26 protein-coding genes are annotated in these 24797 nt (G+C 67.2%); 16 read left to right on the forward strand and 10 right to left on the reverse strand.

Going from position 1 to position 24797, the window contains the following annotated elements; genetic code table 11:
- Positions 1-54 precede the first annotated feature (54 nt).
- The 4 genes from ftsY to rpoH all read left to right on the forward strand — a co-directional run bounded on the left by ftsY (position 55) and on the right by rpoH (position 4035).
- Positions 55-1419: a signal recognition particle-docking protein FtsY gene (gene ftsY / locus NFH66_RS01690; protein ID WP_349607845.1), complete on the forward strand. Its 1365-nt coding sequence runs from the start codon at positions 55-57 to the stop codon at positions 1417-1419.
- Complete coding sequence (gene ftsE, locus NFH66_RS01695; RefSeq protein WP_349607846.1) at positions 1416-2084, forward strand: cell division ATP-binding protein FtsE; 669 nt, start codon at positions 1416-1418, stop codon at positions 2082-2084. Before ftsY ends, ftsE begins: the two co-directional genes overlap by 4 nt.
- Positions 2081-3055: a permease-like cell division protein FtsX gene (ftsX, locus tag NFH66_RS01700; protein ID WP_349607847.1), complete on the forward strand. Its 975-nt coding sequence runs from the start codon at positions 2081-2083 to the stop codon at positions 3053-3055. The genes ftsE and ftsX overlap by 4 nt, the downstream gene beginning before the upstream one ends.
- A 113-nt stretch (positions 3056-3168) precedes the next feature.
- The gene (rpoH, locus tag NFH66_RS01705; protein WP_349607848.1) at positions 3169-4035 is read left to right on the forward strand and encodes an RNA polymerase sigma factor RpoH; all 867 of its coding nucleotides are present in this window, start codon (positions 3169-3171) and stop codon (positions 4033-4035) included.
- A 215-nt stretch (positions 4036-4250) separates the two neighbouring features.
- On the opposite strand, the gene slmA is transcribed toward rpoH, so the two are convergent.
- The 5 genes from slmA to coaBC form a co-directional block, all read right to left on the reverse strand.
- Positions 4251-4862, reverse strand: a complete 612-nt coding sequence (slmA, locus tag NFH66_RS01710) for a nucleoid occlusion factor SlmA (protein WP_349607850.1) — start codon at positions 4860-4862, stop codon at positions 4251-4253.
- 7 nt (positions 4863-4869) lie between these two features.
- A complete protein-coding gene (argB, locus tag NFH66_RS01715; RefSeq protein ID WP_349607851.1) occupies positions 4870-5769 on the reverse strand; it encodes an acetylglutamate kinase in 900 nt (299 codons plus the stop codon).
- A 196-nt stretch (positions 5770-5965) separates the two neighbouring features.
- Positions 5966-7357 (reverse strand): phosphomannomutase/phosphoglucomutase, encoded by a 1392-nt coding sequence (locus NFH66_RS01720; RefSeq protein ID WP_349607852.1) that lies wholly within the window; start codon positions 7355-7357, stop codon positions 5966-5968.
- 40 nt (positions 7358-7397) lie between these two features.
- The gene (dut, locus tag NFH66_RS01725; RefSeq protein ID WP_349607853.1) at positions 7398-7877 is read right to left on the reverse strand and encodes a dUTP diphosphatase; all 480 of its coding nucleotides are present in this window, start codon (positions 7875-7877) and stop codon (positions 7398-7400) included.
- A gap of 42 nt (positions 7878-7919) precedes the next feature.
- Positions 7920-9173 (reverse strand): bifunctional phosphopantothenoylcysteine decarboxylase/phosphopantothenate--cysteine ligase CoaBC, encoded by a 1254-nt coding sequence (gene coaBC, locus NFH66_RS01730; RefSeq protein ID WP_349607854.1) that lies wholly within the window; start codon positions 9171-9173, stop codon positions 7920-7922.
- A 135-nt stretch (positions 9174-9308) separates the two neighbouring features.
- Here coaBC and radC point away from each other — a divergent pair, with 135 nt between their 5' ends.
- The 9 genes from radC (at position 9309) to NFH66_RS01775 (ending at position 16682) form a co-directional block, all read left to right on the forward strand.
- Positions 9309-9983: a RadC family protein gene (gene radC / locus NFH66_RS01735; protein ID WP_349607856.1), complete on the forward strand. Its 675-nt coding sequence runs from the start codon at positions 9309-9311 to the stop codon at positions 9981-9983.
- Positions 9984-10278: 295 nt separating this feature from the next.
- Complete coding sequence (gene rpmB, locus NFH66_RS01740; protein WP_089683940.1) at positions 10279-10515, forward strand: 50S ribosomal protein L28; 237 nt, start codon at positions 10279-10281, stop codon at positions 10513-10515.
- 43 nt (positions 10516-10558) lie between these two features.
- Positions 10559-10714, forward strand: coding sequence for a 50S ribosomal protein L33 (rpmG, locus tag NFH66_RS01745; RefSeq protein WP_021819788.1), 156 nt, complete (start codon positions 10559-10561; stop codon positions 10712-10714).
- Between the two features lie 103 nt (positions 10715-10817).
- Positions 10818-11648, forward strand: coding sequence for a bifunctional DNA-formamidopyrimidine glycosylase/DNA-(apurinic or apyrimidinic site) lyase (gene mutM, locus NFH66_RS01750; RefSeq protein WP_349607857.1), 831 nt, complete (start codon positions 10818-10820; stop codon positions 11646-11648).
- Between the two features lie 16 nt (positions 11649-11664).
- Positions 11665-12858, forward strand: coding sequence for a class I SAM-dependent rRNA methyltransferase (locus NFH66_RS01755; RefSeq protein WP_349607858.1), 1194 nt, complete (start codon positions 11665-11667; stop codon positions 12856-12858).
- Position 12859: 1 nt separating this feature from the next.
- Positions 12860-13180 (forward strand): putative signal transducing protein, encoded by a 321-nt coding sequence (locus tag NFH66_RS01760; RefSeq protein WP_349607859.1) that lies wholly within the window; start codon positions 12860-12862, stop codon positions 13178-13180.
- 76 nt (positions 13181-13256) lie between these two features.
- Complete coding sequence (trpS, locus tag NFH66_RS01765; protein WP_349607861.1) at positions 13257-14282, forward strand: tryptophan--tRNA ligase; 1026 nt, start codon at positions 13257-13259, stop codon at positions 14280-14282.
- A gap of 242 nt (positions 14283-14524) precedes the next feature.
- Positions 14525-14854, forward strand: coding sequence for a hypothetical protein (locus NFH66_RS01770; protein ID WP_349607862.1), 330 nt, complete (start codon positions 14525-14527; stop codon positions 14852-14854).
- 148 nt (positions 14855-15002) lie between these two features.
- Complete coding sequence (locus NFH66_RS01775; protein ID WP_349607863.1) at positions 15003-16682, forward strand: NAD-dependent malic enzyme; 1680 nt, start codon at positions 15003-15005, stop codon at positions 16680-16682.
- Between the two features lie 94 nt (positions 16683-16776).
- Here NFH66_RS01775 and acnA read toward each other — a convergent pair whose 3' ends face one another.
- Positions 16777-19548, reverse strand: coding sequence for an aconitate hydratase AcnA (gene acnA, locus NFH66_RS01780; RefSeq protein ID WP_349607865.1), 2772 nt, complete (start codon positions 19546-19548; stop codon positions 16777-16779).
- Positions 19549-19733: 185 nt separating this feature from the next.
- On the opposite strand from acnA, the gene NFH66_RS01785 reads away from it, so the two are divergent.
- Both NFH66_RS01785 and trxB read left to right on the forward strand, forming a co-directional pair.
- Positions 19734-19943 carry a zinc ribbon domain-containing protein gene (locus NFH66_RS01785; RefSeq protein WP_349607867.1) on the forward strand — a complete coding sequence of 70 codons (210 nt, stop codon included), beginning with the start codon at positions 19734-19736 and terminating at the stop codon, positions 19941-19943.
- 74 nt (positions 19944-20017) lie between these two features.
- Positions 20018-20968, forward strand: coding sequence for a thioredoxin-disulfide reductase (trxB, locus tag NFH66_RS01790; RefSeq protein ID WP_349607868.1), 951 nt, complete (start codon positions 20018-20020; stop codon positions 20966-20968).
- 305 nt (positions 20969-21273) lie between these two features.
- On the opposite strand, the gene NFH66_RS01795 is transcribed toward trxB, so the two are convergent.
- Positions 21274-21519 (reverse strand): SlyX family protein, encoded by a 246-nt coding sequence (locus NFH66_RS01795; protein ID WP_349607869.1) that lies wholly within the window; start codon positions 21517-21519, stop codon positions 21274-21276.
- Positions 21520-21613: 94 nt separating this feature from the next.
- Between NFH66_RS01795 and NFH66_RS01800 the strand changes: the two genes are divergently transcribed.
- Positions 21614-22084 carry a cold-shock protein gene (locus NFH66_RS01800; RefSeq protein WP_349607870.1) on the forward strand — a complete coding sequence of 157 codons (471 nt, stop codon included), beginning with the start codon at positions 21614-21616 and terminating at the stop codon, positions 22082-22084.
- Between the two features lie 109 nt (positions 22085-22193).
- Here the strand turns inward: NFH66_RS01800 and NFH66_RS01805 are convergent, their stop codons facing one another.
- Genes NFH66_RS01805 through dapD form a run of 3 tightly spaced genes read right to left on the reverse strand, consistent with a single transcriptional unit; the run spans position 22194 to position 24787 of the window.
- Positions 22194-22595, reverse strand: coding sequence for a hypothetical protein (locus NFH66_RS01805; protein WP_349607871.1), 402 nt, complete (start codon positions 22593-22595; stop codon positions 22194-22196).
- A gap of 7 nt (positions 22596-22602) precedes the next feature.
- Positions 22603-23775: a succinyl-diaminopimelate desuccinylase gene (dapE, locus tag NFH66_RS01810; protein ID WP_349607872.1), complete on the reverse strand. Its 1173-nt coding sequence runs from the start codon at positions 23773-23775 to the stop codon at positions 22603-22605.
- Positions 23762-24787, reverse strand: coding sequence for a 2,3,4,5-tetrahydropyridine-2,6-dicarboxylate N-succinyltransferase (gene dapD / locus NFH66_RS01815; RefSeq protein WP_349607873.1), 1026 nt, complete (start codon positions 24785-24787; stop codon positions 23762-23764). Before dapD ends, dapE begins: the two co-directional genes overlap by 14 nt.
- Between the last annotated feature and the right edge of the window lie 10 nt (positions 24788-24797).

A 24797-nucleotide genomic window follows, 5' to 3' on the forward strand; every position in this document is an offset into this window, starting at 1 on the left:
GGTGGGCAGTGGTAGGATGTGGCGATTCGTTCATCCGCGAGGCTGATTCTGTCCATGTTCGGTTTTTTCAAGCGCAAGAAGAAGCAGGAGCAAGAGGCGACCCACCAGGAGCAGGCGCTTCAGGAGGAGGCGGTCGAATCCGTCGAGGAGGGGGAGGCCACCGAACCGGAGCCGCGTCCGGTGCCGACGGCTTCCGAGGAGGCGCGTGATTCGGCCCCCGAGCCCGAACCTGTATCGGAGCCAGAGCCGGAGCCTGAAACTGAGCCCGAGCCCGAGCCCGAGCCCGAGCCCGAGCCCGAGCCCGAGCCCGAGCCTGAAACTGAGCCCGAGCCCGAGCCTGAAACTGAGCCCGAGCCCGAGCCTGAAGCTGAGCCCGAGCCTGAAGCTGAGCCCGAGCCTGAAGCTGAGCCCGAGCCTGAAGCTGAGCCCGAGCCGCCCTTGGCGGCGCTGCAGGAGAAGCCCGTCGCCGGCGAGAAGAAGGGCTGGTTCGCGCGCATCCGCTCAGGCCTCGGCAAGACCCGCGCCAACCTGACCGACGGCCTGGCCGACCTGTTCCTGGGTCGGAAGCAGATCGATGACGACCTGATGGAGGATCTCGAGACCCAACTGCTGATGGCGGACGTGGGGATCGAGGCCACTACCGAGATCATCGACCGCCTCACCGGGCGTGTTTCCCGCAAGGAGCTCAAGGATAGTGAGGCGCTCTATCGCGCCCTGCAGGAGGAGCTGGCCGCCATGCTCGAGCCGGTGAGCCACCCCCTGACGCTACCGTCCAAGAGCGAGGGGCCCTTCGTGATCCTGGTGGTGGGTGTCAACGGCGTGGGCAAGACGACCACCATTGGCAAGCTGACCCAGCGCTTCCAGCGTGAGGGGCGCAGCGTGATGCTGGCCGCCGGCGATACCTTCCGTGCCGCCGCGGTGGAGCAGCTCAAGGTATGGGGCGAGCGCAATGAGGTGCCGGTGATCGCCCAGCACACCGGCGCCGACAGTGCTTCGGTGGTCTATGATGCCGTGGCGGCCGCCAAGGCGCGGGGCATCGATGTGCTGATCGCCGACACCGCCGGGCGCCTGCACAACAAGGCGCACCTGATGGAGGAGCTCAAGAAGGTCCACCGGGTGATAGGCAAGCTCGACGCTAGCGCACCCCACGAGGTGATGCTGGTGCTCGACGCCGGCACCGGCCAGAACGCCCTCACCCAGGCCAGCACCTTCCACGAGGCGGTGCCGATCACGGGAGTGACGCTGACCAAGCTCGATGGCACCGCCAAGGGTGGCATCATCTTCGCCCTGGCCAAGCAGCTGGGCATACCGATCCGCTTCATCGGGGTCGGGGAGTCCCTGGACGACCTGCGTCCCTTCGTGGCCGGCGAGTTCGTCGATGCCCTCTTCGACCGCAAGGGAGACGACGCCCAGGGATGATCGTCTTCGAGCACGTCGGCAAGCGCTACGGCGGGCGCTTCGAGGCCCTCGCCAACCTCGATTTCCGCGTGCGGCGTGGCGAGATGCTGTTCCTGACCGGCCACTCCGGGGCCGGCAAGAGCTCGCTGCTGCGATTGATCATGCGCCTTGAGCGTCCCTCCCGGGGGCGCATCCTGGTCGCCGGCCATGATATCGACCGCCTCCACCCCAGTCAGGTGCCTTTCTATCGTCGCCAGATCGGCGTGGTGTTCCAGGACCACCAACTGCTCTACGACCGTTCCATCTTCCACAACGTGGCGCTGCCGTTGGCGATCCAGGGTGTCGAGCCGCGCGAGTCGGCGCGGCGGGTGCGAGCGGCACTGGACAAGGTGGGGCTGCTGCATCGCGAGAAGGCACTGCCCATCGAGCTCTCCGGCGGCGAACAGCAGCGTGTCGGGATCGCCCGCGCGGTGGTCAACAAGCCGGCCCTGCTGCTCGCCGATGAGCCCACCGGCAACCTCGATCCGCAGCTCTCCGCCGATATCATGGCGTTGTTCGAGGACTTCAACCGGATCGGCACCACGGTGATGATCGCCAGCCACGACCTGGCGCTGATCGCCCGACTTCGCCATCGCACCCTGTGCCTGCGCGAGGGTCGCCTGGTAGGCGACCAGGAGGCCGCATGAGCCGATCTCCCGCCCCGTCTCCCCGCGGCGCACGCACCCATCGCCTGCGCTCCGCCAGTCGCTTCCGGGGCTGGTTGCGCCACCACCGGGCCATGGCGCTGGATAGCGCCCGGCGGCTGTTGCGCACTCCCATCGGCAGCCTGGTGACCATGCTCGCCATTGCCATCGCCCTGGTGCTGCCGGCGGCGCTGTGGCTGAGCCTGGACAGCGCTCGGCTGCTCGACGCCGAGCTCACCGAAAGCGCCACCCTGACCGCCTACCTGGCCCCGGGGGTTGACGATGGCGAGGCGGGGCGTATCCAGGAGGCCCTGGGGGCGCAGCCCGGCGTGGCCCGCACCCGGCTGATCACCGCCGCCGAGGGCATGGCGGAGTTCCAGCAGGCGCTAGGGCTTACGGATGCCCTGGAGCGCCTCGACGACAACCCCCTGCCGGCCAGCGTGGTGGTGACCCCCGAGGCGCCCGCGCCGGATGCCGTGCGCGAACTGGCCGAGGCGCTGGAGGCGGTGTCGGGAGTGGAGGAGGTGCGCCTGGACCTGGCCTGGATCGAACGCTTGCGCAGCCTGGCCGAGCTGGGGCAGCGCGTGGCCCTGGCGCTGGCCGTGCTGTTCGGTGGGGGGGTGCTGCTGGTGGTGGGCAATACCATCCGCCTGGCGGTGGAGAGCCGCCGCAAGGAGATCGAAGTGGTCACCCTGATCGGTGCCACCCATGGTTTCGTGCGCCGCCCCTTCCTCTACAGCGGAGCCTGGTATGGCCTGGGTGGCGGCCTGCTGGCCTGGGCGTTGCTGACCCTCGGCGGGGAGTGGCTGGCGGCGCCGGTCGCGGCGCTGGCGGCCAGCTACGGCGCCAGTTTCAGCCTGCCAAGGCTGGGGGGGAGTGGTTCCGCCATCCTGGTCGGCTGTAGTATACTACTGGGCTGGTTGGGAGCCTGGATCGCGGTCAGTCGCCACCTCGCCGAGGTGAAGCCGCGCTGAGGCCAGGCCCCGAGATGCCGCGTCGACGATGTTACGGAACTCTATGCTCTTTCAGGCGTCTGAGGAGCCGCATCTCACGACACATATGGGCTGATTGAGGAGACATCCTGCACATGAGCAACAGTCTTCTTCCGGTGGGCCAACTCTCGCCGGGGCACGACCTCAACGGGTATATCCGGGCGGTAAGTGGCATTCCCATGCTCTCCTCCGACGAGGAGCGTGAGCTGGCCTTCCGGCTGCATGACGAGGGCGATCTGGAGGCGGCACGCCGCCTGGTGCTGTCGCACCTGCGTTTCGTCGTGCATATCGCCCGCAGCTACTCCGGCTATGGCCTGCCCCAGGCAGACCTGATCCAGGAGGGCAACGTCGGCCTGATGAAGGCGGTCAAGCGCTTCGACCCGAACCAGGGCGTGCGGCTGGTCTCCTTCGCCGTGCACTGGATCAAGGCCGAAATCCACGAGTTCGTGCTGCGTAACTGGCGTATCGTGAAGATCGCCACCACCAAGGCCCAGCGCAAGCTGTTCTTCAACCTGCGCAGCGCCAAGAAGCGCCTGGCCTGGCTCAACAGCGATGAGGTCGAGGCGATCGCCAAAGACCTCGACGTCAAGCCCGAGGTGGTGCGCGAGATGGAGGGCAGGCTCTCCTCCCACGACGCCGGCTTCGACGCGGCTCCCGGCGAGGACGACGAGAGCAGCTGGCAGGCGCCGGTGCACTACCTGGATGACGCCTCCGCCGATCCGGCCACCCTGCTCGAGGCGAGTGACTGGGAAGGCGACTCCACCCGACGGCTGCAGCTGGCAATGGAGGCCCTCGACGAGCGCTCCCGGGACATCCTGCAGCGCCGCTGGCTCAGCGAGCCCAAGGCGACTCTGCACGAGCTGGCCGATGTCTACGGCGTTTCCGCCGAGCGCATCCGCCAGCTCGAGAAGAACGCCATGAAGAAGATCAAGCAGCAGATCGGCGACGCCCTGGTGGCATGATCCACGGCAGGGCGCCTGGTGTCTGGCGTGGGCGGCTGGGCCCGCCATGAAGTACCGAGGAGCAAGCTGCAAGGGAACCCCTTGGCTTGCTCCTTCTGGTTCAGGCTAGCCTGACTTGCTCCTTGCTCCTTGCTCCTTGCTCCTTGCTCCTTGCTCCTTGCTCCTTGCTCCTTGCTCCTTGCTCCTTGCTCCTTGCTCCTTGCTCCTTGCTCCTGTCAGGCCGGCTGCGGGCTCTCCCTGAGCAACTGCGCCGAGAGCAGCCCCCACTGCGCTTCCCAATGTTCCGTAGGGCGGCGACGGAAGTCGCTCCTCACGTACTGGCTGATGCGTCCCTCGGCGGTGGCCAGCAGCAGGTTGGCGGCGGCGGAGGCGGGCAGGCTGGGGCGGCGACCCTCGCGCAGCTCCGCTTCGCGCAGGACCTGCCTGAGCTGGGTCTCGAGGCGCTCGAAGAGCTGGTGGATGCGCGTCCGCAGGCGCGCGGTCTCGCCGGTGAGCACGCCGCCGTCGAGCAGCCGCGAGAGACCCGGGTTCTTCTCGGCGAAGCCCAGCAGCAGGGTCAGCAGTGCCGCGCAGCGTGGCAGCGCCAAGTGCTCCTCTTCCAGGATGCGCCCGATACGGGCGAACAGGGTCTCCTCGATGAACTCGATGAGCCCCTCGAACATGCGTGCCTTGCTGGGGAAGTGGCGATAGAGGGCGGCTTCGGTGACGCCGACCTGCTTCGCCAGGGCAGATACGGTGATGCGCTTGCCGCTGTCCTCTTCCAGCATCAGGGCCAGCGCCTGCAGGATCTGCTCGCGGCGGCTGGGGATGGGAGTTGCCTGCGTCATGTGGTGATCAACCCTCATCGGTGATCAGGGTGCCGACACCGGAGTTGGTGAAGATCTCCAGCAGGGTGGCGTGGGGCACTCGGCCGTCGATGATATGAGCGCTCTTCACGCCGCCCTTCACCGCCTCCAGCGCACAGCGGATCTTCGGCAGCATGCCGCCGTGGATGGTGCCGTCACTGATCAGCGCATCCACCTGGGCGGTGTTCAGGCCGGTGACCACCTCGCCGGAGCCATCCATCAGGCCGGCCACGTTAGTCAGCAGCATCAGCTTTTCGGCGCCGAGGGCCTCGGCGACCTTGCCGGCCACCAGGTCGGCGTTGATGTTGTAGCTGTGCCCCGTCGCGTCGACGCCGATGGGGGCGATCACCGGGATGAAGTCGCGCTCGGCGAGCATCTCGATCAGGTCGGTGGAGACATGCTCCACCTCGCCCACATGGCCGATGTCGATGATCTCCGGCGCGGTCATCTCCGGACTCTGGTGCTCCACCTTGAGCTGGCGGGCACGGATCTGGGCGCCGTCCTTGCCGGTCAGGCCGATGGCCTTGCCGCCGCACTGGTTGATCAGGTTGACGATGCCCTTGTTGACCAGGCCACCCAGCACCATCTCCACCACATCCATGGTCTCGGCATCGGTGACGCGCATGCCGTTGACGAAGCGTGACTCGATGTTGAGCTTCTTCAGCAGCTCGCCGATCTGCGGGCCGCCGCCGTGGACCACCACCGGATTGATGCCGACCTCCTTCATCAGCACCATGTCGCGGGCGAACGAGTCGATCAGGGTGTCTTCGGTCATGGCGTTGCCGCCGTACTTCACTACCACGGTCTTGCCGGAGAAGCGCTGGATATAGGGCAGTGCCTCGGAGAGCACCTCCACTACCAGGCGCGGGTCGTGGGTCTGTTCGGTCATGTCACTCCCTTCTCTATGCTGGTGGCCGCTGCATCCGCGGCAGATATTCTCGGGAGGAGTTGCCTGGTGGCGAGCCCTTCGGGGTCAGGCTCCGGTCAAGCCACCAGGTCCATCCTTGTGTGTTTCACCCGCGGTGTCGACGCCGCCGGGGTCCGGCCCCGAAGGCGTGACCCCGAAGGCGTGTGGCGGCAGCGGCTCAGAGCGCCACGTCCAGCTCGGGGGCCACCAGGGTCAGGGCCTCGGCGAAGCGCGCCTTGATACGCTCGAGCGCTGCCTCGCTCTTGCCCTCGAAGCGCAGTACCAGCACCGGTGTGGTGTTGGACGCGCGGCACAGGCCCCAGCCGTCCGGGTAGTCGACGCGGATGCCGTCCAGGGTGGTCTTCACCCCCTCCTCGCCGAAGTTACCCTCGCGGGCCAGGCGCGCCACCAGGTCGAACTTGGTCTCGTCGGTGACGGTGACGTTGATCTCCGGGGTGCCCTTGTCCTGGGGGTAGCGGTCGAAGAAGGTGTCGGCGTCCTGGTCCTGGCGGGAGAGGATCTCCAGCAGGCGCGCGGCACCGTAGAGGCCGTCGTCGAAGCCGTACCAGCGCTCCTTGAAGAAGATGTGTCCGCTCATCTCGCCGGCTAGCAGGGCGCCGGTCTCCTTCATGCGCGCCTTGATCAGGGAGTGACCGGTGCGCCACATTTCGGGCTCGCCGCCGGCCTCATCGATCACCCGGGCCAGGTTGCCGGTGCACTTGACGTCGAAGATCACTTTCGCGTTCGGGTTGCGCTCCAGCATGTCCTCGGCGAAGGCCATCATCAGGTGGTCCGGGTAGATCATCCGGCCGGCGGGGGTGATCACCCCCAGGCGGTCGCCGTCGCCGTCGAAGGCCAGGCCGATATCGGCGCCGCTCTCCTGCACCACGCGGATCAGGTCCTGGAGGTTCTCGGGCTTGCCCGGGTCGGGGTGGTGGTTGGGGAAGGTGCCGTCGACCTCGGCGAACAGCGGCAGCGTCTCGGCGCCGAGCGTCTCGATAAGCCGGGGGCCCAGTTCGCCGGCCACGCCGTTGCCGCAGTCCACCACCGCCTTCAACGGGCGGGCCAGGCGAACGTCGGCCAGTATCCTGGCCAGGTAGGCCTCGCGCACGTCGGCCTCGCGCACGCTGCCCTGGCCCTTGACCAGGTCGCCCGTGGCGATGCGGGTGTGCAGGGCGGTGATCGCCTCGCCGGAGAGGGTCTCGCCGGCGAGCACGATCTTGAAGCCGTTGTAGTCGGGCGGGTTGTGGCTGCCGGTGACCATCACGCCGGAGGCGGTGCCCTCGAGCACGTGGGTGGCGAAGTAGAGCACCGGCGTGGGCACCATGCCGATATCGATGACGTTGCGGCCGGCGGCGGTCAGGCCGCGCATCAGGGCGGCCTTGAGTCGTTCGCCGGAGAGCCGGCCGTCGCGGGCCACCACCACGGTGGACTCGCCCCGGGCGGCGGCCTCGCTGCCGATGGCGCGGCCGATCGCCTCGACGGCGGGCTCGGTGAGGGTGTCGTCGACGATGCCGCGGATATCGTAGGCGCGGAAGATGGAGGCGGGAACGGGCTGGGTGTCTGTCATGGGTGTCCTTTTCCTGTAAGTCGCATCGCGTGGTCCGTCATCAGTGACGGCCGGAGCTGCCGAAGCCGCCGCTGCCACGCGGGGTGGCGTCGAAGTCGTCCACCACGTCGAGCTCGGCCTGCACCACCGGCACCAGCACATACTGGGCCAGGCGTTCGAAGGGTGCGAGGGTGAAGTCGGCCTGGCCGCGGTTCCACACCGAGATCATCAGCTCGCCCTGGTAGTCCGAGTCGATCAGCCCCACCAGGTTGCCGAGCACGATGCCGTGCTTGTGGCCCAGGCCCGAGCGGGGCAGGATCAGTCCGGCGAGGCCTGGGTCGGCGATATGGATGGCCAGGCCCGTGCGTACCAGTTCGCACTGGCCGGGAGCCAGGGTCAGCGGGGCGTCGAGCAGGGCGCGCAGGTCCATGCCGGCGGAGCCCTGGGTGGCATAATGAGGCAGATGGCGAGGCAGGTGGTCGCGCAGGCGCTCATCGAGGAGCTTCACGGCCAGGCGCGGCTTGGCATCGGGTCGGGGCATCGGCGGTTCCTGGTTCTTCGTCGGAGAGTGCGGGCGCTGGGTTCAGCGGGCGGTGCGCGCGGCGAGGCAGGCCAGGGCGCGGCTCATCACCGCCTGGGCCATCTCGTGCTTCGGCTGGGGCGCAAGCTGCTCCTGCTCCTCGCCTGCGTTGCCACGCCACAGCATCAGGGCGGCGTTATGGTCGCTGCCGAAGCCGAGCCCTTCCTGGGAGACGTCGTTGGCGACGATCATGTCGAGCCCCTTGCGGGCCAGCTTGTCCCGGGCATAGGCCGCGACGTCGCGGGTCTCGGCGGCGAAGCCGACCACCAGCGGACGCTGCGACTCGGGCAGGGCGGCCACCGAGGCGATGATGTCGGGGTTCTTGACCAGGTGCAGCGTCATGCCGGCCTCGCCATCGACCTTCTTGATCTTGTGCTCCGCGGCCGTCTCGGCGCGGTAGTCGGCCACCGCGGCGCAGCCGATGAAGAGGTCGCTCAGCGGGGCGAGCCGCGTGACGGCCTCATGCATCTCGAGGGCCGTCTCTATCTCGATCCGCTCCACGCCTGCCGGGCAGGGCAGGGCGACCGGGCCGCTGATCAGCTTGACCCGGGCGCCCAGCGCCGCGGCGGCTTCGGCCAGGGCGTAGCCCATCTTGCCGGAGCTGTGGTTGGAGAGGTAACGCACCGGGTCCAGTGGCTCCCGGGTGGGGCCGGCGGTGATGGTGATGGTCAGCCCGGCGGCAGGCGAGCCGGCCGGCGCGGCATCATCGGATGGCAGCGCGGCCAGTATCGCCTCGGGCTCCAGCATGCGCCCGGGACCGGTATCGCCGCAGGCCTGGTCGCCACTGTCGGGTCCCAGCAGGCGCCAGCCGTCCGCGGCGAGACGGCTGGCATTGCGCTGCGTCGCCGGATGGCGCCACATGGCCTGGTTCATGGCCGGAGCCATCACCTTCTCGGCGTCGCTGGCCAGGCACAGGGTGGTGAGCAGGTCGTCGGCCATGCCGGCGGCCAGGCGCGCCATCAGGTCGGCGGTGGCCGGGGCGATGAGGATGGTGTCGGCCCAGCGTGCCAGCTCGATATGGCCCATTCCGGCCTCTGCCTCGGGGTCGAGCAGAGAGGTGCGTACCGGCTCGCCGGTGAGCGCCTGCAGGGTCAGCGGGGTAATGAAGGCCTGGGCGCCCTGGGTCATGACGACGCGCACTTCGCAGCCTGCCTGCTTGAGCAGGCGGGCGAGCAGGGCGCTCTTGTAAGCGGCGATGCCGGCGCTGATACCGAGCAGTACGCGTCGGCCTGTGGTGGGTCCGGATGACGATGACATGGGCGTGTTCCAGGGCGCTGTTGTCAGCCGCCTACCTTACCATCGGTGTCCGACCTTGCGTAGCCGGTTGGATCTTGCCGGCGAGTGGCTACACTGAGGGCAGGCGGCGTGTGGGAGAAGAGTGGGAGGCGAAACATGTCGATCCGGGACTGGCCGGAGGGGGAGCGCCCCAGGGAGAAGCTGCTGGCGCTGGGAGCGGAGGTGCTCTCGGACGCGGAGCTGCTGGCGATCTTCCTGCGGGTGGGTGTTCGGGGCCGTTCGGCGGTGGACCTGGCGCGTGACCTGCTGCTGGAGTTCGGTGGCCTGCGCCAGCTGCTGGAGGCCAGCCGTGAACGCTTCTGTGCGGCGCGAGGCATGGGCGATGCCAAGTACGTGCAGCTCCAGGCGACCCTCGAGCTGTCGAGGCGCCATCTGGCCAGCCAGCTGGCCCGGGGCGAGGCCCTCACCTCGCCGACCTTGGTGCGCGCCTATCTGGCCAGCCAACTGCGCCACCTGGGCCATGAGGAGTTCGCTGCCCTCTTCCTCGATACCCAGCACCGGGTGATCCGCTATGAGTCCCTGTTTCGCGGCACCCTGGACAGCGCCTCGGTCTACCCGCGCGAGGTAGCACGGCGGGCCCTGGAGCTGGGTGCCGGGGCGTTGATCCTCGCCCACAACCACCCCTCGGGGGTGGCCGAGCCCAGTGACGCCGACCGGCGCATCACCGAGCGCCTGCGCGAGGCCCTGGGGCTGTTCGAGATCCGCGTGCTCGACCACTTCGTGGTGGGGGATGGCGAGGTCGTCTCCTTCGCCGAGCGGGGGTGGCTGTAGGGCATGACGCGGGGTGCCACTTCCTCTATAATGCTGCCTCGGCTGTGCCTGGCCCCGGAAAATCGGGGGTCGCCTGCCAAGCGCCTGCCCTCCGTCAGTCGCCTTTCGCGTCGCACTCGCCGTCGCGGGGCACGTCATGCCCTTGTGCTCCGGGGTTGTCCGGCGAGGCGGTCTCTGGTATAAAGTGCAGCCTTTGAATTCCCTTGGGTCAAATATCACGGGATCTCCCGGTTTGCCCGACAGGTTTTGAACACAACAGGTGATTGAACACCTGGCCAGTGGTTGGAGGCTCCCAATGTCCAAAGTATGTCAGGTTACCGGCAAGCGCCCGGTGACTGGTAACAACGTTTCACACTCCCAGCGCAAGACTCGCCGCCGGTTCCTGCCGAACCTGCACTCCCACCGTTTCTGGGTGGAGTCCGAGAACCGCTTCGTCAAGCTGCGCGTCTCTTCCAAGGGCATGCGCATCATCGACAAGAAGGGTATCGAGGCGGTGCTCAGCGATATCCGCAAGCGCGGCGAAGCCGTCTAAGCGATTCGCTTTCTAGCGATTCATTCAAGGGGAGCAAGCAATCATGCGTGACAAGATCAGAATGGTGTCCAGCGCCGGTACCGGCCATTTCTACACCACCGACAAGAACAAGCGGAACACTCCGGACAAGCTGGAGATGAAGAAGTTTGATCCGGTCGTCCGTAAGCACGTGATGTACAAGGAAGCCAAGATCAAGTAAGCCTTGATCCGTTTCCGCAGGTGTTCAAGCCTGTTGATCTGAACCCGGCTGAGCCCTCAGCCGGGTTCAGGCGTTTCTGAGGCCGCCGCAGAGACTGCCGTCGATGCCCGAACTTCCCGAAGTCGAGACCACCCGCCGCGGCATCGCCCCCCATATCGAGGGGCGCGAGATCGGCGAGGTGATCGTGCGCCAGTCCCGTCTGCGCGTGCCGGTGCCTGGTGACCTGGCCGAGCGCCTGGTGGGCGCGCGCATCGGCACCCTGGCCCGACGTGCCAAGTATCTGCTGCTGCCCCTCTCCGGGGGAGACGCCGCCGAAGGCACCCTGCTGTGGCATCTGGGCATGTCCGGCAGCCTGCGCATCGCGCGCCTCGGCGAGTTGCCGAAGAAGCATGATCACCTCGACCTGGTGCTCGATGGCAGTGCCATCCTGCGCTACCACGACCCGCGCCGCTTCGGCTTCGTCGACTGGCTGGCCGGCAGCCGGGAGCAGGATCCGCGGCTGGCCCGGCTGGGGCCTGAGCCGCTCTCGGAGGCCTTCGACGGCGAGCGTCTCTACCGACTCTCCCGGGGGCGCCGCGTGGCGGTCAAGCCCTTCCTGATGGACAACGCCGTGGTGGTGGGGGTGGGCAATATCTACGCCTCCGAGGCGCTGTTCATGGCTGGCATCGACCCGCGCCGCGGCGCCGGGCGCATTTCCGCCGAGCGCTATGCCCGCCTGGCCGCCGCCGCGAAGGAGGTGCTGGCCGCGGCCATTACCCAGGGCGGCACCACCCTGCGTGACTTCGTCGGTGGCACCGGCGAGCCGGGCTACTTCAAGCAGCGCCTCAATGTCTATGGCCGCCACGGCGAGCCTTGTCGCCGCTGCGGCGCCGAGTTGCGCCACATTACCCTCGGGCAACGGGCCAGCGTCTACTGCCCGCACTGCCAGACCTGATTCCCCGGAGAGACCCATGACCCTATCCTCGCTACGCCTGAAGAAGAACGCCGACCGCCGCCTCAAGGCTGGCCACCTATGGCTCTACTCCAACGAGATCGACACCCATGCCACCCCGCTCAAGGGCCTGGAGGCCGGCCAGCAGGTGGTGGTGGAGGCCGGCAACGGCAAGGCCATGGGCGTGGCCTACGTCAACCCCAACTCGCTGATCTGTGCGCGGCTGGTCTCCCGGGATCCCCAGCAGGGCCTCGACCGCTCGCTGCTGGTGCACCGTCTCAACCAGGCCCTGGCGCTGCGCCAGCGGCTGTTCGCCGCGCCTTACTACCGACTGGTCCACGGCGAGGGCGACCTGCTGCCGGGCCTGGTGATCGATCGCTTCGGCGACACCCTGGTGGTGCAGCTCAATACCGCCGGCATGCAGGCGGTGCTGCCCGAGCTGCTCGACGCCCTGGACAAGGTGCTCTCGCCCACCACCGTGGTGCTGCGTAACGATACCTCGGGGCGCCGCCAGGAGGGGCTCGAGCGCGGCGTGGAGGTGGTCAAGGGCGAAGTGGGTGGCCCCGTGCTGCTGGAGGAGAACGGCGTGCGCTTCGCCGCCCCGGTGCTCGACGGCCAGAAGACGGGCTGGTTCTATGACCACCGGGTCAACCGCGCCTGGCTCAACCAGTTCGTCGCCGGCAAGCGGGTGCTGGACCTGTTCAGCTATGTGGGTGGCTGGGGCGTGCAGGCCGCGGCCCACGGCGCCAGTGAGGTGCTCTGCGTGGATGCCTCCGCCCCGGCGCTCGAGCGGGTCGCCGAGAATGCCGCGCTCAATGGCCTTCAGGAGCGGGTGGCGGTAGGCGAGGGCGATGCCTTCGAGGCCCTGGCGGCCCTCAAGGCGGAGGGCGAGCAGTTCGACGTGGTGATCCTTGACCCGCCCGCCTTCATCAAGAAGCGCAAGGATATCCCCAACGGCGAGCGTGCCTACGGCAAGCTCAACCGCGAGGCGATGCGTCTGTTGGGACGAGACGGCCTGCTGCTCTCCGCGTCCTGCTCCATGCACCTGGCGCCGGAGCGCCTGGTGGATGTGGTGCGCGGTGCGGTGCGCCACCAGGATCGCCATGGCCAGATCCTCTTCCAGGGCCACCAGGGGCCGGATCACCCGGTGCACCCGGCGATTCCCGAGACCAGCTACCTCAAGGCCCTGGGCGTGCGCGTCTTCAGGGACTGACATGGCGGGTGCAGCGGTGCGGGTCTTCGCCCACAGCAATGCGCTGCTGGTCGGCCATGTGCGCAACCTGCTGGAGGCGGCGGGGATTCCCGCCGAGCTGCGCAACATGACACTGGGCGGCGGCGCCGGTGAGCTGCCGCCTGGCGAGTGCGAGCCCGAGGTGTGGGTGAAGCCTCACAATCACGAGCGTGCCGAGGCGCTGCTCCGCGATGCGCTGTCCGGCAAGAGCGAGGCGCCGGCCTGGCGCTGCCCGGGCTGCGGCGAGGCGCTGGAGGGCGTCTTCGATGCCTGCTGGCGCTGTGGGGCACTGCGTCCCGACTGATGCCGCCGCGGTCGCCTTGACCGGGGTCCCGCGTTACCATAGCGGCCATTTACGAACCGCAGAGTCCGCTTTCCCCATGAGTGTAGCTTCCGAGAAGACCCGTGTTCTCACCGGCATCACCACCACCGGTACCCCCCACCTGGGCAACTACGTCGGGGCCATCAAGCCCGCCATCGAGGCGAGCCAGGATCCCAACGTGCAGTCCTACTTCTTCCTCGCCGACCTGCATGCGCTGATCAAGTGCCAGGATCCGCAGCGGGTGCAGGAGTCACGCCTGGAGATCGCCGCCACCTGGCTGGCGCTGGGCCTGGATACCGATAACGCCATCTTCTATCGCCAGTCGGATATCCCCGAGATCCCCGAGCTGACCTGGATGCTCTCCTGCGTCTGCGCCAAGGGGTTGATGAACCGTGCCCACGCCTACAAGGCGGCGGTGGCGGAGAACGAGGCCGTCGGCAATCAGGATCCGGACAAGGGCATCACCATGGGCCTGTTCGGGTACCCGGTGCTGATGGCCGCCGACATCCTGATGTTCAACGCCAACAAGGTGCCGGTGGGGCGTGACCAGATCCAGCACATCGAGATGGCCCGAGACATTGCCGGGCGCTTCAACCACCTCTACAAGGGACAGTTCTTCACCCTTCCCGAGGCGACGGTGGACGAGAAGGTGGAGGTGCTGGGTGGCCTCGACGGGCGCAAGATGTCCAAGAGCTACAACAACACCATCCCGCTGTTCGTCTCCGAGAAGAAGCTGCAGAAGCTGGTGCGCAAGATCAAGACCAACTCCCTGGAGCCCGGCGAGCCCAAGGACCCCGCTACCTGCACCCTGTTCCAGATCTACTCCGCCTTCGCCAGCGCCGAGGAGACCGCGACCATGCGCGACGAGTACGCGGGCGGCATCGGCTGGGGCGAGGCCAAGAATCGCGTCTTCGAATACCTCAACGAGCACCTGCGCGAGCCCCGCAACCGTTATCAGGCGCTGTTGGAGGACCCGGGGCATATTGAGCAGGTGCTGCTGAAGGGGGCCGAGCGGGCCCGTGCCGAGGCCGCCCCGCTGATGGAGCGCCTGCGCCAGGCGGCGGGGCTGGGGCGCTTCGTCTGAGGCACGCCCAGTCGGACGGAGAGGCCGGCCTTGGCGGCGGCGACCTCCTGGGTCTGGCCTTGTTGACGTTGCGACATATAGAGCGTGACCTGTTGGCTGGTGACCGCCATACCGGCTCCCTGGTGGGTCGGGACAAGCGGTCAAGCTTAGGGCAACCGGTCACAGTAGTTGTCGTCGGCCGGCCAGAGTAATTGTCGCTCTATACCGTGGCCGGTGTGCCACGCTCATGAAAGGAGCCGTTGATGTCGATTCAACGCTGGGTGTTGTCTCTCTTCCTTATCCTGTTCGCGGTGACCGCACAGGCGCGTGACTACTATGTCGATATCACCAATGATACCGGCTATACGATCTACTACCTCTATGTCAGCCCCGGGAAGTCGACCTCCTGGGAGGAGGATGTGCTGGGTGATGAGGTCATGCTCGATGGTGCCTCGCGTCGGGTCACGCTGACGGGGTACAAGAGCCCTATCTTCGACATCAAGCTGGTCGATTCGGATGGTGACTCCTACACCTTCTGGGATGTCGACGTGTCGCGTCGCGATCTGGTGGTAACACTCGGCGATCTCGACTGAGGCCCAGGTCCGCCACCAGGGATTATCAGCCCGGCATCGAGCGCCCCGGCCACGGCCGGGGCGCGGTCGTATTGGGCGTGGTAGAGTACTCCAGAGGGCACCGGCAGAGCGCCCACGGCCCGTTCCCGTCAACCGATCGAGAGCTGAGATGACCACCGAAGCCAAGCGCCCCCTGTATATTCCCTATGCCGGTCCGCCGCTGCTGGAGATGCCGCTGCTCAACAAGGGCAGCGCCTTCAGTCAGGAGGAGCGCATCGAGTTCAACCTGATCGGCCTGTTGCCGCAGTGTGTGGAGACCATCGAGGAGCAACTGGAGCGGGCCTACCGCCAATACCGGCAGTGTCAGACCGAGCTCGACAAGCATATCTACCTGCGTGCCATCCAGGACGACAACGAGACTCTCTATTATCGACTGGTCTCGGAGCACCTCGAGGAGATGCTGCCGATCATCTATACGCCCACGGTGGGCAAGGCGTGTCAGGAGTTCTCCAATATCTACCGCAATCACCGCGGCCTGTTCATCAGCTATCCCGATCGTGAGCGCCTGGATGACATCCTGCGCTCCTCCACCAAGGAGAAGGTCAAGGTGATCGTGGTCACCGACGGTGAGCGCATCCTCGGCCTGGGGGACCAGGGCATCGGGGGCATGGGCATCCCCATCGGCAAGCTGGCGCTGTATACCGCCTGTGGCGGCATCAGCCCGGCCTATACCCAGCCGATCATGCTCGACGTGGGCACCAATAACCAGGCGCTGCTCGACGACCCTATGTACATGGGCTGGCGCCATCCGCGTATCTCCCAGGAGGAGTACGACGCCTTCATCGACGCGTTTATCGCTGCGGTGAAGCGGCGCTGGCCGGGGGTGCTGTTGCAGTTCGAGGACTTTGCCCAGGCCAATGCCGTACCGTTGCTGACGCGCTACCGTGATGAGCTGTGCTGCTTCAACGATGATGTCCAGGGGACCGCCGCGGTGGTGGTAGGCACCCTGATGGCGGCCTGCAAGGCCCGTGGTGAGGGGATCACCCAGCAGCGTGTGGTGTTCGTGGGAGCGGGCTCCGCCGGTTGCGGCATCGCCGAGCAGGTGGTGGTGGCCATGCAGGCGGAGGGGCTCTCCGAACGGGAGGCTCGCGACCGTATCTACATGGTCGACCGCGAGGGGCTGGTCACCGACGACCAGGACTGGTTGCGCGATTTCCAGAGCCGCCTGGCCCACGGTGCGGCCCTTACCGAGGGCTGGAGTGGCCAGGACCTGGTCGAGACGGTGCGACAGGTCAAGCCGACGGTGCTGATCGGGGTATGCGGGCGGCCGAGCATCTTCACCGAGGAGGTGGTGCGTACCATGCACGCCGGCTGCGAGACGCCGGTCATCATGCCACTCTCCAACCCCACCTCCCAGGCTGAGGCGTTGCCCGAGGATGTGATTCGCTGGACCGATGGGGCAGCGCTGGTCGCGACCGGTAGTCCCTTCGCCCCGGTGGAGTACGAGGGGCGCACCATTCCCATCGCCCAGTGCAACAATGCCTATATCTTCCCGGGAATCGGCCTTGGGGTGATCGCCGCCGAGGCTCGGCGAGTGACCGACGACATGTTGATGGCCGCCTCTCGAGCGCTGGCGCGCGAGGCGCCTATCGTCAAGGAGGGCAAGGGCGCGCTGCTGCCACCGCTGAGCACGATTCGCGAGCTCTCCAAGGCGATCGCCTTCGATGTGGCCGGCCAGGCCCAGGGCGAGGGCATGGCGCTGAAGACCAACGGTATCAAGCTGCGCGAGGCCATCGAGCGCAACAGCTGGACGCCGGAGTATCGGCGCTATCGTCGCCGCTCATTCTGACGCTTCGCCTGGAACGATATAAGGCCCTGCTGGATAACCCAGCAGGGCCTTCTGAGCTTCGTTTCACCTGGTGATGCTCAAGGCTATTTCGGCGTCAGGCAGCGCCGATCATCTTGCGCAGCACATAGTGCAGGATGCCGCCGTGGCGGTAGTACTCCAGCTCGTTGGCAGTATCGATGCGGCACAGCGCCTCGATCGTCTTCTCGTCCTTGTCGCTCTTGACGGTGACCTTGACCCGGCCGCCCGGGGTGAGCTCGGAGAGCCCCACGATGGAGATCCGCTCGTCGCCGGTGAGGCCGAGCGTCGTGCGGCTCTCGCCCTCGGGGAACTGCAGCGGCACCACCCCCATGCCGATCAGGTTGGAGCGGTGGATACGCTCGTAGGACTCGGCCAGTACCGCCCTTACGCCGAGCAGGCGGGTGCCCTTGGCGGCCCAGTCGCGGCTGGAGCCGGTGCCGTACTCCTTGCCGGCCACCACCACCAGCGGCGTGCCCTCCTGTTGGTAGCGCATGGCAGCGTCATAGATCGCCATCTGCTCGCCTGAGGGAACATGTCGGGTCTCGCCGCCGACCACGCCATCGAGCATCTCGTTCTTGATGCGCACGTTGGCGAAGGTGCCGCGCATCATGATCTCGTGGTTGCCGCGCCGCGAGCCGTAGGAGTTGAAGTCCACCGGCTTGACCCCGCGCTCCTGCAGGTAGCGACCGGCGGGGCTGTCGGGCTTGATGGCACCGGCCGGCGAGATATGGTCGGTGGTCACCGAGTCGCCCAGCATGGCCAGGATGTGGGCCCCCTTGACGTCCTCGATGGCGTCGGGCTCGCGGCCCATTCCCTCGAAGAAGGGTGGGTGCTGGATGTAGGTCGAGTCGTCGGACCACTGGTAGACCTTGCTCTGAGGGACCTCGATGGCCTTCCACACCTCGTCGCCGTCGAACACCTCGGCATACTCCTTGCGGAACATCTCGGTGTTGACCTGCTCCACGGCCTCGGCGATCTCCGCCTGGCTGGGCCAGATGTCCTTGAGGTAGACCGGCTCACCGTCCTTGCCGGTACCCATGGGCTCGCGCGTGAGGTCGAGCTGGACGTTGCCGGCCAGGGCATAGGCCACCACCAGGGGCGGGGAGGCCAGCCAGTTGGTCTTGCTTAGCGGATGGATGCGGCCTTCGAAGTTGCGGTTGCCGGAGAGCACCGAGGCCACGGTGAGGTCGCCTTCCTCGATGGCCTTCTCGATGGGCTCGGCCAGGGGCCCGGAGTTGCCGATGCAGGTCGTGCAGCCGTAGCCGACCAGGTTGAAGCCCAGGGCATCGAGGTCATCCTGCACGCCGGCGGCGGCCAGGTACTCGGTGACCACCTTGGAGCCCGGGGCGAGCGAGGTCTTCACCCACGGCTTGGTGGAAAGCCCCTTCTCGCGGGCCTTGCGGGCCAGCAGGCCGGCGGCCATCATCACGCTGGGGTTGGAGGTGTTGGTGCAGGAGGTGATGGCGGCAATCACCACGTCGCCCGGGTCGAGCTTGAACTGCTCGCCGTCGAGGGCGACGTCCTGGCTGTCGGCATGTTCGAAGCTGCGCTCGACGCCCACCGCGGTCTGCCCGCCTTCGGAAAACAGGCGGCCCTTCTCGACGGAGGCGGCCTGCTTGACCCCCGGCGTGGTGACCCTGCTCTCCGTGTCATCCTCGAGCAGCGCCTTGAAGGTCGACGTCATGTTGGAGAGGGCCACGCGATCCTGGGGGCGCTTGGGGCCGGCCAGGCTGGCCTCGACCTCGCTCATGTCCAGTGCCAGGGTATCGCTGAACACCGGCTCCTCGCCGGGCTCGCGCCACAGCCCCTGGGCCTTGCTGTAGGCCTCCACCAGTGCCAGTTGAGCGGCATCGCGGCCGGTGAGGCGCATGTAGGTCAGCGTCTCGTCGTCCACCGGGAAGAAGCCGCAGGTGGCACCGTATTCCGGCGCCATGTTGGCGATGGTGGCGCGGTCGGCCAGGGGCAGGTCCTTGAGGCCGTTACCGTAGAACTCGACGAACTTGCCCACCACGCCGTGGTTGCGCAGCATCTGGGTCACGGTGAGCACCAGGTCGGTGGCGGTGATTCCCTCGCGCAGCTTGCCGCTGAGCTTGAAGCCCACCACCTCGGGAATCAGCATGGAGACCGGCTGGCCGAGCATGGCGGCTTCGGCCTCGATGCCGCCCACGCCCCAGCCCAGCACGCCCAGGCCGTTGATCATGGTGGTGTGGGAGTCGGTGCCCACCAGGGTGTCCGGGTAGGCCAGGGTCTGGCCGTCCTGCATCCTGGTCCAGACGGTCTTGCCCAGGTACTCGAGGTTGACCTGGTGGCAGATGCCGGTGCCCGGGGGCACCACGCGGAAGTTGTCGAAGGCCTCCTGGCCCCAGCGCAGGAACTCGTAGCGTTCGCGGTTGCGCTCCATCTCGATGGCCACGTTGTCCTTGAACGCCGAGGGGTTGCCGAACTTGTCGACCATCACCGAGTGGTCGATGACCAGGTCGACCGGCGACAGCGGGTTGATGCGTGCCGGGTCCTCTCCCAGGCTCTCCACGGCGGCACGCATGGAGGCGAGGTCGACCACCCCGGGAACGCCGGTGAAGTCCTGCATCAGCACCCGGGCCGGGCGGTAGCCGATCTCGCGATCGGAGTGGCCCTGCTGCTGCCAGTCGACCAGCGCCTGCATGTCCTCGCGGGAGACGCTCGCGTCATCTGCGAAGCGCAGCTGGTTCTCCAGCAGGATCTTGAGGGTCTTGGGTAGCCGGTCGATGTTCCCCAGCGCCTCGGCGGCCTTCGACAGGCTGTAATAGTGGTAGGTGTTGCCCGAAGCCGTGAGGGTCTGCAGGGTGCTGGGCTTGGGATCAGTGCTCATCGAACTCCTCCTCGTCCGGAGAGTGAACGAACCTTCCAGGTCGTACCAGTGTACATGGTCATGATAGGCAGCCTTTTCAATGGCTGCCCGGCGGGCTCACTTGAAACACCAGGCGTTCGTCGCCATCTCGAGGGGCATGGTCTTCACGTTCTTGATGACGGGCCGGCGACGCCCGGGGAGCCAGGATGCATGAACAGGAGCTGATCCCGCGGCGGGTGCACTGCCCCTACTGCGATGCCCCCTTCGACCTGCTGCTGGATGTTTCCCAGGGCAGCCAGTTGACCTGGGAGGATTGCCATGTCTGCTGCGCGCCGATCCAGGTGCGCATCGACGCCGACCCCGGCGATCCCGAGTCGCTGGCCGTGAGTCTGGGGCGTGACGACGAGGTGCTCTAGTCGGCCGGCTTCGATGCGCCGCGGCTGCTACAATGGCGCCACCTTTATGAACGCTATAGCCACGAGGTTTCTCCATGAGCGATGCGCGTCACGAACGCCTGATCATTCTCGGTTCCGGCCCGGCGGGCTACACCGCCGCTGTCTACGCGGCCCGTGCCAACCTCAAGCCGCTGCTGATCACCGGCATGCAGGCCGGCGGTCAGCTGACCACCACCACCGACGTGGACAACTGGCCCGGCGACGACGGCGGTGTACAGGGTCCTGAGCTGATGGAGCGCATGCAGCGCCACGCCGAGCGCTTCGATACCGAGGTGCTGTTCGACCATATCCATGAGGTGGAGCTGCGCGAGCGGCCCTTTACCCTGCAGGGCGACAACGGCACCTACACCTGCGATGCCCTGGTCATCGCCACCGGGGCCAGCGCCCGCTACCTGGGCCTGGAGTCGGAGCAGGCGTTCATGGGACAGGGCGTGTCGGCCTGCGCCACCTGCGATGGCTTCTTCTATCGCAACCAGGAGGTGGTCGTGGTGGGCGGCGGCAACACCGCGGTGGAGGAGGCGCTCTACCTGTCCAATATCGCCTCCAAGGTGACCCTGGTGCATCGTCGCGACAGCCTGCGCTCCGAGAAGATCCTCCAGGACAAGCTCTTCCAGAAGGCCGAGGAGGGCAAGGTGGTGCTGGAGTGGAACCACACCCTGGACGAGGTGCTGGGCGACAACACCGGAGTGACCGGCGTGCGCCTGAAGTCCACGGCGACCGGCGAGACAAAGGAGATCGCCGCGCCGGGCGTGTTCATCGCCATCGGCCATAGCCCCAACACCGGCATCTTCGAGGGGCAGCTCGAAATGAGCGGGGGTTATATCCGGGTCAAGTCGGGCCTCGACGGCAACGCCACCGCGACCAGCGTGCCGGGCGTGTTTGCCGCCGGCGATGTCATGGACCATGTCTACCGCCAGGCGATTACCTCTGCTGGCAGCGGCTGCATGGCCGCCCTGGATGCCGAGCGTTACCTGGACGAGGTGTAACCCTCCCATCCGGAAAAGCGCCGAGTGTCAACGTCACTGAGGTGAGCGGCGCCGGGGACAGTCCGTAGAGGAGGTCCTACGCCAGGGGTGAGGAGCACTGCTCCGAACGGGCTGGCCATGGATGGCCAGCACCGGTCCTGCAAGCGTAGCAGGACGCGAGAGCGAAGCAGGGCGTCGGTAGCGCCCAGGGAGGGGTTCACAGCGCCTCCTCGGAGGAGTGTCGCCGGGTAAGCCGCGGTTCAGTTCCGCGCAGGCCAGGCGGATAGTTGGGCCTGATTGATGATCAGGCCCAACTCCACAGAGTGTCAGTAATGGGGCGGCAGCTCGTCCTCGGGGCGAGGTTGCGCCGCGTCACCCTCCTGCAGCGCCCGCTGCTGCTCGCGGATCTTCTGCTGCATCAGTGCATTGATGCGCTCCAGCCTGGTCAGGCGCGTCTCCTGGGCGGCGACGGCCTGGTCCAGGGTGTCCAGCCAGTGCTCCTGATAGGCGATACGGCTCTCCAGCGCCTCCAGGCGCTCGTTCAGGGCGTCGGACGCCTGTATTGTGCTCATGCTAGAATCCTGTTGCTGCGCGTCACCGTTCACCGTGGCGCCTTCCCGTGGTTGTCAATATCGTTCATTACCAACAAGAGAGTCATTCGAGTCCATGAATCGCAAGGTCATGTTTCGCTGTAGTCTGGTCAGCCTGTTGCTCGCCGCTCCGGCACCGTTGCTGATCGCCCTGTTTATCCACCTGGCCGGCGGCGTTCTGTCGGAGGCGCTGTTCGAGAGCCTGCAGGTCGGCGGTACCGCCGTGCTCTATGCCGCCGTCGCTCTGGCGGTGTTTCTGCTGCTGTTGCTGGCTACCCTGTCGGTCGGCGCCTTCGCCCCCCGGCGGGGCGGTAAGGTCGAGGCGGTGGTCGAGGATGACGACCGTGAGCTCGGCGAGGTGAAGTGGTTCAACGTCAATAAGGGGTACGGCTTCATCACCCGTGACAGCGGTGAGGATGTCTTCGTCCACTTCCGCGCCATCCGTGGCCGCGGCCACCGTACCCTGGCCGAGGGCCAGAAGGTACGTTATCACGTCGTGGCCAACGATAAGGGGCTGCAGGCCGATGACGTTACCGTGATTACCTAGCCGCGCGGCCACGCCGGCGGCGCTCTGTCCGTCGGCGTGGTCCGCATCACGCCGGCCCTTTTGCCCGATACGACATCGCCCCGCCTGTGCGGGGCGATGTCGTTTGCGGTTACTGGCCGGAGTCGGGCCAGTGGATCTCCTCCGCGTGGCCGTCGGGGAGCACTCGCAGGAAGCGGTCCGGCTCGTCGCCGGGCTGCCAGCCGCCCAGCGAGCAGCGCACCTCGCCACCCAGGTGCCTGGCGGCGGCGCGGGCGCAGGCCGCGTCGTCAGGCCAGGGAGTCTCTGCGCTGTCGAACCACAGGCTGGCGAAGCCGTCGGCGGCGCGCTCCACCAGCAGCACCGGGATCGCATGCTCCCCCAGGTGGCCGCGAGTACGCCACTTGCCCTTGCCCGCGGGGGTCAGGGGCTCGGCGCCGATGGCCGCCTTCAGCCACTCGTTCAGTGACTCCATGGGGGCCCTGGAGAGATAGATCTCGATATCGGGGTAGCGGGGTTCGCTGTCAGCTGTCATGGAAGCCTCAGGGTCGGGCGCTGCCGTTGATGAACAGGTGCTTCATGACCGCCTCGTAGATGCGGCTCAGCTCGTCCAGGTCGGCGGCGCGTATCCGCTCGTTGACCTGGTGGATGGTGGCGTTGAGGGGGCCGAGCTCCACCACCTGGCTGCCCAGGGTGGCGATAAAGCGCCCATCGGAGGTGCCGCCGCTGGTGGAGAGCTCCGGCGTCTGGCCGGTGACCTCCTCGACCCCGCGCACCGCCGCCTCCACGAGTTCACCCTCGGCGGTGAGAAAGGGCTCGCCGTTGAGGGTCCAGTCCAGCTCATAGTCGAGGCCGTGGGCATCGAGGATCGCCTCGGTGCGCGCCCGGAGTTCCTCGTGGGTCACCTCGGTGGAGAAGCGGAAGTTGAACACTACCTCCACCTCGCCGGGGATGACGTTGGTGGCGCCGGTGCCCGAGCGGAAGTTGGAGACCTGGAAGCTGGTAGCGGGGAAGAAGTCGTTGCCGGCGTCCCAGTGCTCCCGGGTCAGCGCATCCAGCGCGGGCAGCGCCTGGTGGATGGGGTTGCGCGCCAGGTGGGGATAGGCCACGTGGCCCTGCACGCCCTTGACATGCAGCACGCCGCCCAGCGAGCCGCGGCGCCCGTTCTTGATCACGTCGCCCAGCCGGGAAGTGGAGGAGGGCTCGCCGACGATACAGTAGTCGAGGCGCTCATGGCGCTCGCGCAGGTGTTCCACCACGGCGCGGGTGCCGTCCATCGCGGGCCCCTCCTCATCGGAGGTGATCAGGAACCCCAGGCGGCCGTGGTGGTCGGGATGGTCTGCCACGAAGCGCTCCACCGCGGTGATCATCGCCGCCAGGCTGCCCTTCATGTCGGCGGCGCCACGCCCCCGGAGCATGCCGTCGTCGTCGATGCAGGGCTCGAAGGGCGGGAACTCCCAGCGGGTATGGGGACCGCTGGGTACCACGTCGGTATGTCCGGCGAAGGCCAGCAGCGGGCCGTGGTGGCCGCGGGTGGCCCAGAAGTTCTCGACGTCGCCGAAGGGCAAGCGTTCGATATGGAAACCGAGCGCCGCGAGGCGCTCGATCATCAACTCCTGACACTCCAGGTCGTCCGGCGTCACCGAGGGGCGCGCCAGCAGCTCGAAAGCGAGCCGCAGGGTAGGCGAGAGACCGGCGCGATCAGTTGTGGGCATGCAGCGCCTCGTTGAGCGCGATGGCGCTCTTGTTGGTCAGGCACTCGATGCGGCCGTTCCGGGAGTTGCGGCGCAGCAGCAGGTCGTCCTGGTTGGCGAGTTCGCGGGCGGCCACGGTCTTGACCTCCTGGCCCTGGTCGTCGAGCAGGGTGACCTTGGCGCCGGCGGTGATATAGAGGCCCGCCTCCACGGTGCAGCGGTCGCCCAGCGGGATGCCGATACCGGCGTTGGCGCCGATCAGGCAGCCTTCGCCGACCTTGATCACGATGTTGCCGCCGCCGGAGAGGGTGCCCATGGTGGAGCAGCCGCCGCCGAGGTCCGAGCCCTTGCCCACCATCACGCCGGCGGAGATGCGGCCCTCGATCATGCCGGGGCCCTCGGTTCCTGCATTGAAGTTGACGAAGCCCTCATGCATCACGGTGGTGCCTTCGCCCAGATAGGCGCCCAGACGCACTCGGGCGGTATCGCCGATACGCACGCCGGCGGGCACCACGTAGTCGGTCATCTTGGGGAACTTGTCGACGCAATCCACCGAGAGCGGGCGGCCCTCGAGGCGAGCCTTGAGGCGGCGAGCGGGCAGCTCCTGGACGTCGATGGCGCCTTCACTGGTCCAGGCGATATTGCGCAGCAGGCCGAACATGCCGGTGAGGTCGAGGCCGTGGGGCTTGACCAGGCGGTGGGAGAGCAGGTGCAGCTTGAGATAGACCTCCGGGGCGCTCTGGGGAGGCAGGTCCTCGGCGATGAACATCGCCAACAGCGGACGTGTCGCGCCGGCGAAGGCCTCGGCCAGTTCCGCCTGCTCGGGGTGGCCGGCGGCCTTCAGCGCGCCGGCCAATTCGGCGCACTGCTCGGGCAGGAAGCTCACCGCGGCGTTGCCCGCCGGCACGTCCAGTACCCGCTTGACCGCCTCGATGAGGCCTTCGTCGGGGTTCAACAGCGGCGCCGGGTAGTAGATCTCCAGCCAGTCGCCCTGGGTGTTCTGGGTGCCGGTTCCGAGTGCAAAGCTCAGCATATCGAGAATC

This window comes from Halomonas sp. H10-9-1 (assembly GCF_040147005.1).
Lineage (GTDB): Bacteria > Pseudomonadota > Gammaproteobacteria > Pseudomonadales > Halomonadaceae > Halomonas.